This is a genomic window from Moraxella sp. ZY200743 (assembly GCF_050885545.1).
GTDB lineage: Bacteria > Pseudomonadota > Gammaproteobacteria > Pseudomonadales > Moraxellaceae > Moraxella > Moraxella haemolytica.
Genome location: NZ_CP091313.1, coordinates 846,430 through 862,707, shown reverse-complemented (window position 1 = coordinate 862,707; position 16,278 = coordinate 846,430). Strand labels below are relative to the sequence as shown.

The window sequence follows — 16,278 nt, the reverse complement described above, 5'->3', positions numbered from 1 at the left end:
TGGGCAATGTCGGATTAACTTTTGGAGCTTAGTATGAGCATCTACATCTACAGCATAGGCAAAGACACCGCCACCGTAGAGATTGGCGAACTGTGGTTTGCTTTGACATTGGATAACGAGTGCGAGCGTGTACATGATGATGATTATGAGCGTGAGTACAGCTATCTACAATATACGCCCATCATCTTGGATATCCAAGGAATGGATGAGAACGATAAGCCCTACCCCATTTCTGATGAAATGGCTGAAAAAGTCAAAAAAGAGCTTGATTGCGATAAGTTCTATAACGCCTACCAATCCCTATTTGATAATGAATTGAAATGGGGTAAAAGCGTGGCGGGTTGGTATTAAAAAAATCTTTACAAGGCTATTGGGTTATGGTAGTATATTCGTACTACTAAATATTCGGCGGTTATCCGCACCCGACAGCCTAGCGGTTTTTTTATGCCTTGCGTTCGCAAATCCCACGCATAAATCCATCTTGCCAGTTATGGCGGGTCGAGAGAACCTAATACAACACCCTTTGGGAAATAAGTTCCGCCGTCCGAATACGGTAGTTGAAGCCCGCCACCCTATGTGGTATTTACCAACTAAATATTCGGAGTTCTTATGAACAATCAAATCTCTACTTTCATCTACGAAACTCTAACCGTGCGTACTGCTACCAACAACCAAGATGGTAGTATTTGGTTTTGTTTGCCTGATGTGGCAAATGTCTTGGAAATCCAAAATAGCCGTGATATTGTTGCAAAACAATTAGATAAAGCTGGTGTAGAAAAAATCTACATCAGCCACGAAAGCGGTAAAAAGTTGGCAACTTTCATCAACGAACCCAACCTATACCGTGTGATTTTCCGTAGCAATAAGGCGGAAGCGGTCAAATTCCAAAATTGGGTCTTTGATGAAGTCTTACCAAGCATTCGCAAAACAGGCTCATATCAAACCCCCACCCCCAAATCCACTGCCCATGACCGCACCCCACTGCGTCAAGCCGTAACCGCCCTATGTGGCAAACTTGGCATCATGCACCCAGAAGCCTATGCTTTGGTGCATCAGTATATGGGCGTATCGTCCATTGATGAGATTGCCATTGAGGATTTGCCAAAGGCGGTTGCCTATGTCCATAGTTTGATGATGGGTGGCGTACCACGCCTAAATATCCCTTTCATTCAAAATGTCCTAACCGATGCCCTATACCAAAACCGCAAAGCTCAAACTGAGCTTAACGACATCAGAACGATTGTCAAAGGGCTATTGCACCACCTAGAAGACACACAAGACTACCTAGCACGCAATGAACGCAATGTCTTGGCATTAAGACAGCGGTTTATCGCTTAATCTTTTAATCCCCTTTTACTAAGTTTTTGCTCTGTATTTTGCAGGGCAAGGGCTTTTTGCACCCAAAATTTAGGAATTTACCATGAAAACACTTACAGGAATGATGATTTGGGCAATTGCTGGCGTGCTGTTCGTCGCTGGTAGTCTCAAATCTTGTGATAAAGAATATGAGCTTGAACAAGCCAAGATTGAGCGGTACAAAGCAGAACTTGGATATAAAGCCCAATGAAAGCCTTGGCACCCCTTTTAACGCTAATCGTGCTGACAAGCCCTACACTTGACGAGATGCGAGACGCAAATCAGCACGCCAATCAATTTTTACAACAAGTCTATGGAGATAACCATGCAAATCCCACAATACCACGCCGAACAAATCGCCCAACTGACCGCATTGTACTTGGACGCATTAAAGGAAATCCAAAATTTGAAATTGATCAACAAACTACAACACGACGAGTTGACGGAACTGCGGCAGAAAGTCAAAGATACGCCCAGTGAGTATGTTGATGAATTGATGGTGGGCTAATGAATAGCAAAAAACACGCTACAAAGCAGTATATGGCAGCACTGCAAGCCGAAAATAAAGAGTGGCACAAATGCCATGCCCAAAATGTTGCCGAAAACGAGCGGTTACAGTCTGTCATTGCAGACTTAACCGCACAACGTGACATTTTAGCAAAAGAAAATGGCGAGCTTCGCTATATCGCAACCATTCTTAAGAATATCCATGCAGTCATCATGGATAAAGATAACGCCAAAATCGCCCAATTCGTTAATACATACCGTCAAATAGAACTGGAGAGACGCAATGACCAATCAACTATCCATTAAGGGGTTTTTTAATAGCCCCATCGCCCAGCAAAAACTTGGTGAGATTTTAGGCAAAAATGCCGCCAGCTTTACCACTTCTGTACTACAAGTAGTTAATTCTAACGACATGCTAAAAAATGCCGACCCGCAGACGGTATTTAGTGCAGCACTAATGGCAGCAACGCTTAATCTACCGATTAACAATAACTTGGGCTTTGCTTACATTGTGCCTTTTAGAAACAACAAGGCAAACCGCACAGAAGCACAATTCCAGCTTGGATATAAAGGCTTTATCCAGCTTGCACAAAGAACAGGGCAATTTAAGCGTATCAATGCTTGTGCGGTGTATGAGCATGACACCGAACAAGATGTATACAACCGCCTAACCAGTCTACTACCCAAGCCGCCAAGCGGTGAAAAGACAGGTTATATCGCATACTTCCAGCTTTTAAATGGCTATGAAGCCCATCTATCAATGAGCATGGAAGAGCTAAACGCCCATGCTCAAAAATACAGCCAAACCGCCAAAAAAGGCTTTGGAGTATGGAAAGATAACTTTGATGCGATGGCACAAAAAACCGTCATCAAGCTGTTGTTATCTAAGCAAGCTCCGCTATCTATTGATACACCGCTTGCCACCGCCATACAAGCCGACCAGTCGGTCATCGTAGACGGCGAATATCGCTACACTGACAATGAGCAAACAGGCGGACAACTGGCGGTAACTGATGAGCAGATGCCCCAAATCCTAGCATTAACCAGCCAGATGAGCCAAGATGAAATTTTTGGGCGTTATGATTTGAATTTTGAGCAAGCTCAGCAAGTGGCGGCAGCCTATCAGCAGCAGGTGCATCATGTTAATTAGATGTTCAAGCCTTGACGACTTAATGACCAAACCTAGAAGCGGTGGTGGCTTATCTGCCACCGCCAAAGGTGTGATAGAAAAATTGGCAATAGAGAGCAGGTTTGCAACACCGATATTATTTGGCAATAAATACACCAAAAAAGGCATTGAATGTGAAAACGACAGCATTGAACTGTTTAACACCGTCTTTTTCAAAAATCTAAAAAAGAACGATGTCAGACTATCCAATGACTACATCACAGGCGAATGTGATTTGATAGATGGTGATACCATCATTGACATCAAGACCAGCTGGGATATTAAGAGTTTTGCCAGCCAGATGCTGACCCCAACCGTGTATGAATGGCAACTAAGGGGCTACATGTGGTTATATGATAAAGACAAAGCGTGTACAGTGCATTGTCTTGTTGATACACCCACCCATCTTTGCCAGTTTGATGATGGCGTGCATGAGTTTGAGCATATCCCCATGACTGACCGTATCATCGTTGGCAATGTGGTAAAACGAGATGCCGAAAAAGAGCAGGAACTCATTAATAAAATTGAGCTTGCAAGAGCGTATTATCAAGAAGTTTTGGATAAATTAACCCAAAAAGGCAGATTGCCGTAGGAGCAAACTATGCAAAAACTAGACAAACACATCAAGCAAACACACAAGATGATTGATTATTGGGAAAATCCAGACTTGGAAGTACCGACTGAACATCTTTATTTTTACAACACCACCAAAAATTAAATTAAGTGGGGGTGAATGTGAATAGCTTGGAGAATGAGAAATGAAAGTGAATAATAAAGAAATGCCATTAGTGGCTGGTGGACTATCCAAAGCCAAAGATATTTTGCCTCTATTGCCGTTCGGACGCACGACCTTGTGGCGAAAATGCAAAGATGGCAAATTTCCAGAACCACAACGAATAAATGCAAGCGTCACGGTGTGGAAGAATGATGAAGTTAATGCATGGCTGGAAAACCCAATGCAATGGCAAGCAGAATAAAATGACAAAAAATGGTGTGGATATGATACTATATCCACACCATTTTTTATTGTTATATGCCAAATTATCGTTTCTCTCAAATGCACCCTATCTTGTACCCTATGATTATTTTATTTATATAAAATATAATAAAATCAATAACTTAAATTATAAATTTAAATCCGACCACTGGTACCAATTCAGCGTTCATAAAAGCTCGCTAAAATAAAACAACCCTTGAAAACATGAGCTTTCAAGGGTTGTTTTTTTGTATCATTTCACTGCGTAAAAATCACTTATATTACCTTAACGCCACTCCATCTCACATATTACCAATCCTATTTATCACAAAGAATATACTTGGTTTATTTTAATTGGTTCTACAATGGTGCGTTTTGTCATAAAAAACACCCCAAGGGTTAAAAACCGAGCATCTAACTTTTGGGGTGCAGGTCATATTGTGATGGGGTTTTTATCAGAATGGACTATCAAATGTTCGCCTAGATGGATTTAACATTAAGCTGAAAAATCTGCCAAACTTTTTGGCTAAAATACCGGGTAACTGGATGGTTTTCATGATTTTTACCCAATAAAAACCGCTCATCAGACAATAAGCAGTTGAGTTGAAACACCGAGTCTTGATAGGTTACCGCCACCGACCTAAGTCAAGTGGTGGCTATCCTAGGAGATGAACGATGAAAATGTTCAAAATCGCAATCGTTTTAATCTTAGTATTATTCAGCACATCTGATTGGTAATACTAAGTCCAGCCAAAAGGCTTGAGCTGGGTGGTGCAAGCACCCAGTTTCTCCTAAAACTTGTGATTATCTTAGCAATAATTTAAAGGGTTGTCAAATGCCAAAAACTATATCAAACCCAAAGACACGCCACCAAATCAACGAAGACAGCATGGCACACCGTGGCATTGTCAATAAAGCCTTTAAACTGCATGAAGATACGGTGGCTCTGGTCAAGGATTTGTCTAAACAAACAGGCAAATCACAAGCCCAAATCGTAACTGAAGCATTGCAGATGTATGCCAATCAAAACATCGTAGATGCCTAACCACCAAAGCCATCTGTCTTTGTCAGCTGTCGCCATAAATTTCACAAGTGCTTAGTCTGCCGTGTGGACAAGGTTTTATTAAGAAATTTTCTGTCGGCTTTGATGGCATATCTGCCACTCCCACCTATTACGACTTATTCTTTAAGACTTATGATATTTTGGGTTGTGGTTGGTTGATTTTCTTGTTTACCGCTCATCATTTGATGTGCCATCTTAATTGCTTGAACCAAACTACTGCTACTTGCTCTGCCAGTTCCCGCCAAGTCCAAAGCAGTACCATGATCTACCGAAGTGCGTACATAAGGCAATCCTAGCGTGATATTAACCGTATCTCCAAAACCATGTGATTTTAAAGGAGCTAACCCTTGATCATGATACATGGCGATGATGGCATCTGCCTGAGACAGATATTTGTCAGTAAATAGCGTATCAGCAGGCATGGCAAGACTGATGTCCACACCCTTATCACGAAATGCTTGCAAAACTGGATTGATGATACAAATCTCTTCATCACCAAGATGACCGCCCTCGCCTGCATGGGGATTAAGACCACACACTAGAATTTTTGGGTGCTTTATACCAAATTGTTCACGCATTGCCCACTCGGTAATGGCGACCGTCTGTTGCACCTCGATGGTCGTGATGGCATCAGCAACCATTCTCAAAGGAATGTGGGTGGTAACAAGTGCCACACGCATTTTGGCATTAGCTAGCATCATCACTACCTTATCACAACCTGCTTTTTGCATAAAATACTCAGTATGCCCACAAAACATCTGCCCATCATCTAGATGAATACCGGCATCTATCATAACCGACTTTTGAATAGGTGCAGTAACAATCGCCCCAACCACGCCGGCAGATGCCAAATTATGTGCCAATCTAAGCTGTCTTTCAACCATGTAGGCGTTTTGCACATTTAACTTTCCAGAGATGACAGCATCATTGCAAGGCGTATGAATAATATATACACAATCAGCTAGGAATTGGTTGGTATCAAAAACTTCCTGCTCATCAATCACCCTAAATATCGGCATTTCATCAATCAAACCAACCACTTTTAGTTCAGACATTCTTTGAAAAAAAGCGGTCACGTCTGCCGTGATAACAATCGGCATAGATAGCTCATCACGATGGTGGCACAAGACATCGATGACAATATCCATGCCAATACCTGCAGGCTCGCCTGTGGTAATAAGTAGGGGTTTGCTTGCTGTAGGCATGGCGTCATTCATGATGATTTTCTCTTATCCAATCTTAGATTTTGGTGAATAAATTTCGTACTTAATTTAGTATTTATTATATCGCTTTTGTGCTAAAATTTGTGTCTAAATTTTAGCAATCATATTAAAAAAAGAACACTTATTCATGACAACCAGCACCAAAAAAACCAATAAAGAAACTCATGATAGTAGCGATGACTTATTAAGCCTTCAACCGCCTCATAGTATTGAGATTGAGCGAGCTTTGCTTGCTTCACTCATGAGTATTGATGAATCCTTTGAAAAGATTGATAGCATCATTACCGATGATGATTTTTATGGCGAACGGCATAAGCATATTTTTCGGGCAATCACACATCTATCAAGGGTAAATCAGCCTTATGATAGCCTGATGGTTTATGACTATCTCAACGCCCAAAATCTTTTAAATGCTGCAGGCGGTGAAGACTATCTCATGCAGATTAACCAAAGCAGAGGAACGCTATTTAATCTGGTGCCGTATGCCGAACGAGTGCGTGAGTTTTCGGTGTATCGTCAGCTTATTAAATCCGCCAACAATATGCTAAATCTCGCCTACCACCCAAAAAAACAAACAGTAAGCGATATCCTAGATACGGTCGAAGCGGATATTTTTCGCATCAACGAAAACTACACCAGCGGTGTGGGCAAGCAGGGAGTACAAAACATTACCGACATTCTAATGAATGTTACCAATCAGCTGGCTGAACTAAAGGCAAGAGATGGCTCAATGATTGGTCTTGCCACGCCATTTGAAGAGCTAAACAACAAAACACAAGGGCTACAAAAAGGCGATATGATTGTTGTGGCAGCTCGCCCATCAATGGGTAAGACGACTTTTGCGATGAATTTGGCAGAATCAGTACTCATGCAGGGATTGCCTGTGGTGGTATTTTCTATGGAGATGCCTGCTGAATCCATCGTTACTCGTATGTTGTCATCACTGGGGCAAATCAACCAAACCAATCTGCGTTCTGGTAACATGAGTGAACACGAATGGGCGGCATTATCCACCGCCATTACCATGATTCAAGATAAGCACCTATATGTAGATGCTCGCAACAATCTACCGCCAACTGAGATTCGCTCCACCTGCCGCCGTATCGCCAAAAACCACAAAAGCGGTCTGGGCATGGTCATCATTGACTACTTGCAACTTATGAAAATCCCTGGCATGGAGAATAACCGTGTTGGTGAAATTGGCGAAATCAGTCGTAGCATCAAAGCACTGGCTCGTGAAATGAACTGCCCTGTCGTTGCTTTATCACAGCTGAACCGAAGTCTTGAACAGCGACCCAACAAACGCCCTGTCATGTCCGATTTGCGTGAATCTGGTGCCATTGAGCAAGATGCCGACCTGATCATGTTCATCTACCGTGATGAGGTGTATAATAAAGACAAGGCGGATAATAAAGGTTTTGCAGAGATTATTATTGGTAAACAGCGTAATGGACCGATTGGCACTGTGCCATTACGCTTTGAAGGGCAATTCACTCGCTTTACCAACTTTATCGAAGGCTATGGTATGCCTGAAGATTATGAAGAAGAGATGTGATTTATCATCAACCACCCAATAACATTCAATCAACATACCCATAGGCGACACTCAGCAATGCGAAACACCACCTTGACCATCAACCAAAATGCTTTAGCACACAATCTATCCACCATCAAAAACAGCCTAAATGCCAACCACCCCGCCAAAGTTATGGCAATGGTCAAGGCAAATGCCTATGGGCATGGCATTGCTTACGCTCTGGCAGGATTAAAAGATGCCGATGCCTTTGGCGTGGCGTGCATGAGTGAAGCCCTAGAGGTTAAAAAAGTCTGTGATATTTTAGATATCAGACGACCAATTGTTCTCATTGAAGGTGTATTTGACGAAAACGAATGGCTAATCGCTTTAGAGCAAGGCTTTGGCTGTGTTATCCATAGTCAAGCACAGCTTGATTTTGCCATCAAATATCCCGCCTGCAACAACAGCTTTACTCGCACCATTTGGCTAAAATACAATACCGGCATGAACCGCTTAGGCTTTGATAAAGATGAGACAATAAAAGCTGCCAACACCCTATACAATATGGGCTATAAGCTCATATTGACCAGTCATTTTGCCTGTGCTGACGAAACAGATAGCCCCATCACCGCCAAACAAATTGCTCGTTTTAATGTGCTACTTGAGCAACTGCAAAGCAGTGTTGGTAGCGATATTCAAGCATCATTATGTAATTCAGCCGGAATTTTAAATCATCCTAACGAGCATCATGACTGGGTGCGTACAGGCATTGCCTTATATGGTGCTAGCCCCTTTAGCCATATTACACACCGCACGCTTGGACTTAAACCTGCGATGATATTTAGTTCGCACATCATGGCGGTGCAGTCTGTAGATACAGGTGAATCGGTAAGCTATGGGGCTTTATGGCAAGCAAACAAACCAAGCCGTATTGGTATCGTCAGCTGTGGCTACGGCGATGGCTACCCCAGAGTCATCAAGAATGCATCTGTTGGTGTTAGTATCGATGGTAAAATCACACTTGCACCGATAGTTGGGCGTATAACGATGGATATCATGATGATAGATATCACCGAAATAGCCTGCGATGTCGGCACGCCTGTCATTTTGTGGGGAGGTGATGACGCCCCAAGTATTGACGAGGTCGCTGCCAATGCAGGGACAATTGGCTATGAGATAATGTGTCGCACCACCACAAGACCGATACGCAAAGTTGTCATTTAATCCCCATATGGGATACCAATCACTTGGTTCAAGTTGTAAAAACCACTAGCCATTTAAAATAAGCTTTGATATACTCAAATTTTTTCCTAATAAAGCAAAGGAATATTCATGAGTGTTCGTCATTTTCTTACTCTACTTGACCTATCCAAACAAGAGCTTCGCACAGTCATCAATCGTGCCAGCGAACTTCGCAAAATGCAACATGCAGGCGAGGTTTATCGCCCTTTTGTTGGGCGTACACTTGCCATGATTTTTGAGAAATCTAGCACTCGCACTCGTGTATCTTTTGAGACAGGCATGGGGCAATTTGGTGGTCAGGCTCTATTTTTATCACCTAATGATACTCAGCTGGGGCGTGGTGAACCCATTGAAGATTCTGCTCGTGTGATTAGCTCCATGACCGACATTGTCATGATTCGCACCTTTGCCCATGAGCGTGTACAGACCTTTGCCAAGCATTCATCTGTGCCTGTCATCAACGCCTTGACCGATGATTACCACCCCTGCCAACTGCTTGCTGATATGCAGACTTTTTTTGAACATAAAGGCGATATCAAAGGCAAAACCGTAACATGGGTCGGCGATGGCAACAATATGTGCAATTCATACATTCTAGCCGCCGAGCAGTTTGATTTTCATCTAAATATTGCCACGCCAAAGGGCTATGAACCAAATAGCGAACTTACCACCAAATACAGCCATCGCTTAACCTTAACCAACAGCGTTGCTGATGCTGTCAAAGGCTCACACCTTGTGGTTACAGATGTGTGGGCAAGTATGGGACAAGAGGCTGAACAAAAAAAGCGTGAACAAGACTTTGTAGGATTTCAAATCACCCCTAAGTTGCTAGATACTGCTGATAAGGAGGTATTATTCATGCACTGCCTACCTGCTCATCGTGGCAAAGAGATCAGTCATGACCTATTAGATGATGCTCGTTCGGTGGTATGGGACGAAGCTGAAAACCGCCTACACGCCCAAAAAGCACTCATGGAATTTTTATTAAAAGACAAAATTAAGCTTGATTAACCCCAAAAAAGACGCATCACCACCATGATGCGTCTTTTGGATGACGGCATTAACAGCCTTACCAATCTACAAAACAATACCCATACAATTTTTATAACATTAGCCAATATTCACCAAAAGCAAACAACCCAACACGATGATTTTTATTATATTTAAGCTAGCTTTTCATTATTTACCAATCTACTATCTGCCAATCTATTATTCATCAATTCATCGTCATTCATTCAGACTTATCAAAAATGAACTCCAAAGGAGCAACTCATGACCACTTTGTCCACAATCACTCGTCTTAGCATCGCATTAAGTTTGGGGATAATGGGTAGTCTTGCAACATTTAGCCATGCCCATGATAACCAAGCCTATAACCGCATCAGCTTTCAGGTGGAAGCACAAGAAGAGGTTGCTAATGACGAAATTCAAGCAAGGCTAGCCAAAACCGCCCAAGCTAAAACCACCAAAGAAATCGCCAAAATCTTAAACAAAACCATGAACGATGCCCTAGCCATCGCCAAAAAATACCCCAATGTCAGCATAAAAACAGAAAGTCAAAGCACCTATCCAAATTATGATAAAAACAACACCATCACAGGCTTTACTGGCAATGTATCAATACAATTAAAAAGCCAAAACTTTGAGGAAGTCGGTCAGCTCATCAGTGATTTGCAGTCCATCATGATGGTTAATGATGTATCTTTTAGTGTCTCAAAGAATACACAAAATAACATCAAAAAACGTCTCACCCTAAATGCCACCAAGAACTTTTTGGAGCAAGCACAAGCCATCAGCCTTGCCTTTGGAGCAACTGATTACAAAATCGTTTCAGTGCAGTTAGATGGGGCAAATCATCGTCATGTATACCCGATGGCTGCAATGTCAATGGCAAAAAACACCAACGATGGCATCAAAGCTAATTTTGAAAGTGGCACCACCACGCTTATCTATCAAGCAAGCGGTACGATTGAACTGGTAAATCAATCATTAGCCAAGTAAGCTGCCAAATACAACAGTCAGCGGTGCGTAACCACTCGTAATTTGACTTTTAAGACTCATTATTTTATGTTATGATGAGTGCGTTTTACTTTTGAAATAAATATTTTAATTTAAAATTTTAAATCGGACATACCAATGGCTAACAAAAAACCATTATTTATTAGCACTTTATTGTCTCTTTGTCTAGGTCTTGCAAGCACTGCTTATGCCAATGAAACCAGTGCAGAAGATGATATTGTTACAGGTGAAGCGGTAGAATTTGCTGATACTGACACCAGTGCCATCAAAAGCATTGAGCAAGATGGCAAACGAATAACAACAGTCAATTTATCAGACTACGCCAAGACGGTCAATCAGTCCACTTGGTCGCCTAACATGAAAGTCAATACCGCCATGACGGTAAAGCTACAAGTGCTACTTGACTGGAATCACGCATCGCCTGGTCCGATTGATGGCGGTTGGGGCATGAACAGCAAAAAAGCCTTGATTAATTTCCAAAAAATCAAAGACCTAAAACCAACAGGAAAGATGGACGAGGCAACTTGGGCGGCATTGATTGAAGATATTGACCCAAATCAACCTGTACTTGTCTCATACACCATCACCGCCGATGATGTCAAAGGCTCATATAAAGCACTACCAAGCAGTGCCGAATCACGCTCCAAATTAAAAGCCTTGAACTACGAAAATATTCAAGAGATGTTGGGCGAACGCTTCCATATGTCTGTTAATTATCTTGAAAAACTCAACCCAAATAAAAACTTCGTTGAAGGCGAGACCATCACCGTTATCAACACAGGAAAACCTTTCTCTGGTCGCATCACTCGTGTAATAGCCGATCGGACAGACAAAATCCTATATGCCTATGATGACGATAAACTGGTGGCAACCTACCCAACTACCGTTGGCGGTGTCGCTACTTCCACGCCAGGGGGTAAATACAAAGTAGTCAATAAAGTTAAAATGCCACACTACAAAGCCACTGTCAATCGTGAAAGCGAGACCAACAAAAAAACTTTCATTTTACCGCCAGGACCAAACAGCCCTGTTGGTGTGGTATGGCTTGGTCTAAACAAACCAAGCTATGGCATTCATGGCTCACCAGTGCCTGAGGGTATCAGTCGCCAATCATCTTTAGGCTGTGTGCGTCTGACCAACTGGGATGTACTTGAACTATATGCCAATATTCAAAACGGTGCATCGGTTGAGATTCGCTAATCTGGTAGCCACCCATCAAGAAAATCAGACCCATAATTTAATTAGCCAAAAGTCCACTACTTTTGGCTAATTTATTGGTTTTTCCAATATCAAACAACGCCCTTTTACATTTATGCACATTATTTAAACATGACTCATGACTTTTATTGATGACATTCTTATGATAATGATATAATAATGCACATATAAGTGATATCAATCACCATCTCAAATCATTGTATAATAAAATCTACCCTTTCATACCATTTTATAAGGACAAAGCATGTTCCAATTCACCCACTCTCAAAGTCATTTGCGTGATGCCATTACCAATGCCTATCGACTTGATGAACAAGTAGCTGTACAAAATCTAGCTTCAACATTGCAGTTATCCCAAAGTCAAAAAACCGAAATCAGCAAACTATCTCATCGCCTCATCACTCAAGTGCGTGCTGACCGCAGTAAATCGTCAGGTGTGGATGCACTCATGCACGAATTTTCTTTGTCAAGCGAAGAAGGTATTGCTTTAATGTGCCTTGCCGAAGCCCTACTTCGCATCCCCGACAACGCCACTCGTGATAAGCTCATTCGTGATAAGTTGGCTGATGGCGACTGGAAGAGCCATGTTGGTAATAGCCCTTCTATGTTTGTTAATGCTGCTGCTTGGGGCTTGGTATTAACAGGCAAATTAACCACCGATGTTAACGAAAAATCACTAGGCTCTGCCCTAACTCGTGTTATCCAAAAAGGTGGTGAACCATTCATTCGTGGCGGCGTCAACTACGCCATGAAAATGCTTGGCAAACAGTTTGTTACAGGTCAAACCATTGATGAAGCCCTAAGAAACGGTAAAGAGCGTGAAAAACTAGGCTATCGCTTCAGCTTTGATATGCTAGGGGAAGCTGCGATGACTGCTGCTGATGCAGACCGTTATTATAATGACTATGTTACCGCCATTCATGCCATTGGTAAAGACGCCAAAGGTCGTGGTATCTATGATGGCAATGGCATCTCTGTGAAGCTCTCTGCCATTCACCCCCGCTATTTTCGTACCCAACATGAACGAGTGATGACTGAGCTGTTGCCACGCTTAAAAGCACTATTCATGCTTGCTAAAGAATACAACATCGGTCTAAACATTGATGCAGAAGAAGCCAATCGTTTGGAACTATCACTTGATTTGATGGAAAAGTTGGTATCAGACCCTGATTTGGCAGGCTTTAACGGCATTGGTTTTGTGGTACAGGCTTATCAAAAACGCTGTCCTTATGTGATTGATTATCTGATTGATCTTGCTCGTCGCAACAACCAGCGTCTCATGATTCGTCTAGTAAAAGGTGCGTATTGGGATAGCGAAATCAAATGGGCTCAAGTTGATGGTCTGGACGGTTACCCTGTCTATACACGCAAAGTTCATACCGATATCTCATATCTAGCTTGTGCCCAAAAACTACTGAATGCACAAGATGCCATTTTCCCACAATTTGCTACGCACAACGCCCAAAGCCTTGCCACCATCTATAAGATGGGCGAAGGAAAAGATTTTGAATTCCAATGCCTACATGGCATGGGCGAGACTCTCTATGACCAAGTTGTCGGTGAACAAAATTTAGGTCGCCGTGTACGCATCTATGCTCCTGTTGGCACACATAAAACCCTGCTTGCTTATCTAGTGCGTCGCTTGCTTGAAAATGGTGCAAACTCGTCATTTGTCAACCGCATTGTTGATGAAAAAGTTAGCATTGATGAACTAACCATCTCGCCTTTAGATGAGATTGATGTCAATCATATCACCAGTAACCCATTAACACCAAAACCACGCCACATCTATGGCAACCGCCTAAATTCGTACGGCATCGACCTAAGCAATGAGCATGTGCTTGCCCAATTAGAAGCCGATATGAATGAGGCACTGGGTATTGATTTTAACATTCAATCCATCGTTAGCGTTAATGTAGAACACCAAGCTCCGCATCAGGTAATCAACCCTGCCAATCATGCTGACATTGTTGGACATGTCTCGTTTTTAGAATCCGCTTCTGTGCCAGAGGTCATCTCTGCTGCTATTGATGCCCAAAATAGCTGGCAATCAACCCCACCAACAGTGCGTGCAAATATCTTGCGTCGCTTTGCTGATATGTTAGAGTCGCCAAAATACATGGCACTGCTGATGATGGTTGCCGTGCGTGAAGCAGGCAAAACCTTGCTAAATGCCATTGCTGAGGTGCGTGAAGCGGTTGATTTTTGTCGTTATTATGCCGATGAAGCCGAACGCCTAAACCTAAATAGTCCTGTTGGCACAATGGTGGCAATCAGCCCTTGGAATTTTCCGCTTGCCATCTTTGTTGGTGAGGTGGTGTCAGCCCTAGCGGCAGGCAATACGGTTGTTGCTAAGCCTGCCGAACAGACCTCCCTTATCGCCCATCTGGCAGTAACTTGGTTACACGAAGCAGGCGTACCACAAGATGCCTTGCAATTGGTCTTGGGTGCAGGCGACATAGGGGCAGCATTGACCACAGACAGTCGCATTGATGGCGTGATTTTCACAGGCTCCACCGATGTTGCCAAACGCATTAACCACACCTTAGCACAGCGAGATGACAACCCCACTCTCATCGCTGAGACAGGTGGCATGAATGCCATGATTGTTGATAGTACCGCCCTACCTGAGCAAGTATGCACCGATGTATTGGCATCTGCATTTGACTCAGCAGGTCAGCGTTGTTCAGCACTTCGCATCTTGTGCATCCAAGAAGATGTAGCCGACCATATGATTGAGATGATTAAGGGGGCAATGGATGAACTGATAGTGAACAATCCTGCCTATCTATCTACCGATGTAGGCCCTGTGATTGATGCTGAAGCACAAGAAAACCTACTCAACCACATCAATACCTTAAAACAAATCGCTCCATTTCATGAAGTGAAAATCCGCTCAACAGATGTGGGTACTTTTGTTACCCCTATCATGTTTGAACTACAAAATTTATCACAACTTAAAAAGGAAGTTTTTGGACCTGTACTACATGTGGTTCGCTTTGCTGCTCATGAGTTAGACGACTTGATTGACAGCATCAACAAAAAAGGCTTTGCCTTAACACATGGTATCCATAGCCGTATTGATAGCACCATTGAGAGTATCGCCGACCGTATCGAAGCAGGCAATGTATATATCAACCGCAACATCGTTGGTGCAGTTGTGGGCGTACAACCCTTTGGTGGTCATGGGATGAGTGGCACAGGGCCAAAAGCAGGTGGTCCATTCTACCTACAGCGTCTAAGCTGTCTTAGTACTTGGTCTGTCCCAGCGGTTGATTTTCCTGCAACGGTCAATGAAATCGCCATCAATCAAATAATAACAGCCGCCAAAACATCAGGCTTAATCACCGATGCCACACAGCTAGAAACAGCGGCAAATATTGCACGCACTTCGGCACTAAACGGTGCATACATTAACCTACCAGGGCCAACAGGTGAATGCAACACCCTATCGTGGCGTGCACCACATGCTGTTACGCTCTACGGTGGCAATGCCATTGATGCGGTTAAAACTTTGATGGTTTTAGCAACCAACAATATACACACCCACATTACGCCAGAACATGAACTCTCTACTCATGCAGAACATTTTGGCAGCCTGCTTAGCGTCATAGAATCCGCTGGTGCTGATACCAATGATATCATCATCGCTCTCACAGAAATGTCAAGCGATGAACGGGTAAGATTGGCAACGCTAGATGGTGCAATTCGCCGTGTGATTGATGTCAAAGACGGTCTTGATGTAGCACGCCTGTATCATGAAATCAGCCAAAGCTACAACACCACCGCAGCAGGCGGTAACGCCAGCTTAATGGCAAGTGCCTAACCTAACAGCCTAAATAATACGCATCCCAGTGGTGCGTATTATTTTATAAAACCAATCAAAATTAATATAATATTTTAAAATTTAAAATAAAAAAAATTTTTAACCTATTGACAAATCTGCACCCCTTATCAGATTTAGCATACAGAACCATCATAAATTTTTCC

The 16,278-nt window shown here is 42.7% G+C and carries 16 protein-coding genes; 15 read left to right on the top strand and 1 reads right to left on the bottom strand.

From position 1 onward, the window contains the following. Positions 1 to 33: 33 nt before the first annotated feature. The 9 genes from L3D27_RS04135 (at position 34) to L3D27_RS04095 (ending at position 5,052) form a co-directional block, all read left to right on the top strand. A complete protein-coding gene (locus L3D27_RS04135) occupies positions 34 to 351 on the top strand; it encodes a hypothetical protein (RefSeq protein ID WP_432481635.1) in 318 nt (105 codons plus the stop codon). A gap of 258 nt (positions 352 to 609) precedes the next feature. Further along, positions 610 to 1,338 carry a BRO-N domain-containing protein gene (locus L3D27_RS04130; protein WP_432481634.1) on the top strand — a complete coding sequence of 243 codons (729 nt, stop codon included), beginning with the start codon at positions 610 to 612 and terminating at the stop codon, positions 1,336 to 1,338. Between the two features lie 82 nt (positions 1,339 to 1,420). Further along, positions 1,421 to 1,567, top strand: a complete 147-nt coding sequence (locus L3D27_RS04125; RefSeq protein ID WP_432481633.1) for a hypothetical protein — start codon at positions 1,421 to 1,423, stop codon at positions 1,565 to 1,567. Between the two features lie 114 nt (positions 1,568 to 1,681). Further along, entirely contained in the window at positions 1,682 to 1,864 is a 183-nt protein-coding gene (locus tag L3D27_RS04120) for a hypothetical protein (RefSeq protein ID WP_432481632.1), read from the top strand. Beyond that, on the top strand, positions 1,864 to 2,169 hold the full coding sequence (locus L3D27_RS04115) for a hypothetical protein (protein ID WP_432481631.1): 306 nt from the start codon (positions 1,864 to 1,866) through the stop codon (positions 2,167 to 2,169). The genes L3D27_RS04120 and L3D27_RS04115 overlap by 1 nt, the downstream gene beginning before the upstream one ends. After that, positions 2,147 to 3,013: a recombinase RecT gene (locus L3D27_RS04110; protein WP_432481630.1), complete on the top strand. Its 867-nt coding sequence runs from the start codon at positions 2,147 to 2,149 to the stop codon at positions 3,011 to 3,013. Before L3D27_RS04115 ends, L3D27_RS04110 begins: the two co-directional genes overlap by 23 nt. Next, positions 3,003 to 3,623 (top strand): hypothetical protein, encoded by a 621-nt coding sequence (locus L3D27_RS04105; protein WP_432481629.1) that lies wholly within the window; start codon positions 3,003 to 3,005, stop codon positions 3,621 to 3,623. Before L3D27_RS04110 ends, L3D27_RS04105 begins: the two co-directional genes overlap by 11 nt. 166 nt (positions 3,624 to 3,789) lie before the next feature. Then, complete coding sequence (locus tag L3D27_RS04100; RefSeq protein ID WP_432481628.1) at positions 3,790 to 4,008, top strand: helix-turn-helix transcriptional regulator; 219 nt, start codon at positions 3,790 to 3,792, stop codon at positions 4,006 to 4,008. A gap of 834 nt (positions 4,009 to 4,842) precedes the next feature. Next, on the top strand, positions 4,843 to 5,052 hold the full coding sequence (locus L3D27_RS04095; protein ID WP_284674327.1) for a hypothetical protein: 210 nt from the start codon (positions 4,843 to 4,845) through the stop codon (positions 5,050 to 5,052). 134 nt (positions 5,053 to 5,186) lie between these two features. On the opposite strand, the gene pdxA is transcribed toward L3D27_RS04095, so the two are convergent. Further along, a complete protein-coding gene (pdxA, locus tag L3D27_RS04090) occupies positions 5,187 to 6,287 on the bottom strand; it encodes a 4-hydroxythreonine-4-phosphate dehydrogenase PdxA (protein ID WP_432481627.1) in 1,101 nt (366 codons plus the stop codon). A 133-nt stretch (positions 6,288 to 6,420) separates the two neighbouring features. Between pdxA and dnaB the strand changes: the two genes are divergently transcribed. From dnaB to putA, 6 genes are all read left to right on the top strand, one after another. Continuing rightward, positions 6,421 to 7,848: a replicative DNA helicase gene (dnaB, locus tag L3D27_RS04085; protein WP_432481626.1), complete on the top strand. Its 1,428-nt coding sequence runs from the start codon at positions 6,421 to 6,423 to the stop codon at positions 7,846 to 7,848. A 57-nt stretch (positions 7,849 to 7,905) separates the two neighbouring features. Then, on the top strand, positions 7,906 to 9,033 hold the full coding sequence (alr, locus tag L3D27_RS04080; RefSeq protein ID WP_432481625.1) for an alanine racemase: 1,128 nt from the start codon (positions 7,906 to 7,908) through the stop codon (positions 9,031 to 9,033). Between the two features lie 108 nt (positions 9,034 to 9,141). Further along, positions 9,142 to 10,062: an ornithine carbamoyltransferase gene (gene argF / locus L3D27_RS04075; protein ID WP_432481624.1), complete on the top strand. Its 921-nt coding sequence runs from the start codon at positions 9,142 to 9,144 to the stop codon at positions 10,060 to 10,062. Between the two features lie 261 nt (positions 10,063 to 10,323). Then, entirely contained in the window at positions 10,324 to 11,052 is a 729-nt protein-coding gene (locus L3D27_RS04070) for an SIMPL domain-containing protein (protein WP_373627383.1), read from the top strand. Between the two features lie 135 nt (positions 11,053 to 11,187). Beyond that, entirely contained in the window at positions 11,188 to 12,270 is a 1,083-nt protein-coding gene (locus L3D27_RS04065) for a L,D-transpeptidase family protein (protein WP_432481623.1), read from the top strand. Between the two features lie 262 nt (positions 12,271 to 12,532). Next, positions 12,533 to 16,114: a bifunctional proline dehydrogenase/L-glutamate gamma-semialdehyde dehydrogenase PutA gene (gene putA, locus L3D27_RS04060; RefSeq protein WP_432481622.1), complete on the top strand. Its 3,582-nt coding sequence runs from the start codon at positions 12,533 to 12,535 to the stop codon at positions 16,112 to 16,114. Positions 16,115 to 16,278 lie beyond the last annotated feature (164 nt).

What these genes read in the sequence shown, in the direction of transcription:
- L3D27_RS04110 (WP_432481630.1), top strand. Translation starts at nt 2,147, where the DNA reads ATGACCAATCAACTATCCATTAAGGGGTTTTTTAATAGCCCCATCGCC.
- dnaB (WP_432481626.1), top strand. Translation starts at nt 6,421, where the DNA reads ATGACAACCAGCACCAAAAAAACCAATAAAGAAACTCATGATAGTAGC.
- putA (WP_432481622.1), top strand. Translation starts at nt 12,533, where the DNA reads ATGTTCCAATTCACCCACTCTCAAAGTCATTTGCGTGATGCCATTACC.
- L3D27_RS04065 (WP_432481623.1), top strand. Translation starts at nt 11,188, where the DNA reads ATGGCTAACAAAAAACCATTATTTATTAGCACTTTATTGTCTCTTTGT.
- argF (WP_432481624.1), top strand. Translation starts at nt 9,142, where the DNA reads ATGAGTGTTCGTCATTTTCTTACTCTACTTGACCTATCCAAACAAGAG.
- L3D27_RS04070 (WP_373627383.1), top strand. Translation starts at nt 10,324, where the DNA reads ATGACCACTTTGTCCACAATCACTCGTCTTAGCATCGCATTAAGTTTG.
- L3D27_RS04095 (WP_284674327.1), top strand. Translation starts at nt 4,843, where the DNA reads ATGCCAAAAACTATATCAAACCCAAAGACACGCCACCAAATCAACGAA.
- L3D27_RS04105 (WP_432481629.1), top strand. Translation starts at nt 3,003, where the DNA reads ATGTTAATTAGATGTTCAAGCCTTGACGACTTAATGACCAAACCTAGA.
- pdxA (WP_432481627.1), bottom strand. Translation starts at nt 6,287, where the DNA reads ATGAATGACGCCATGCCTACAGCAAGCAAACCCCTACTTATTACCACA.
- L3D27_RS04135 (WP_432481635.1), top strand. Translation starts at nt 34, where the DNA reads ATGAGCATCTACATCTACAGCATAGGCAAAGACACCGCCACCGTAGAG.
- alr (WP_432481625.1), top strand. Translation starts at nt 7,906, where the DNA reads ATGCGAAACACCACCTTGACCATCAACCAAAATGCTTTAGCACACAAT.
- L3D27_RS04130 (WP_432481634.1), top strand. Translation starts at nt 610, where the DNA reads ATGAACAATCAAATCTCTACTTTCATCTACGAAACTCTAACCGTGCGT.
- L3D27_RS04100 (WP_432481628.1), top strand. Translation starts at nt 3,790, where the DNA reads ATGAAAGTGAATAATAAAGAAATGCCATTAGTGGCTGGTGGACTATCC.
- L3D27_RS04120 (WP_432481632.1), top strand. Translation starts at nt 1,682, where the DNA reads ATGCAAATCCCACAATACCACGCCGAACAAATCGCCCAACTGACCGCA.
- L3D27_RS04125 (WP_432481633.1), top strand. Translation starts at nt 1,421, where the DNA reads ATGAAAACACTTACAGGAATGATGATTTGGGCAATTGCTGGCGTGCTG.
- L3D27_RS04115 (WP_432481631.1), top strand. Translation starts at nt 1,864, where the DNA reads ATGAATAGCAAAAAACACGCTACAAAGCAGTATATGGCAGCACTGCAA.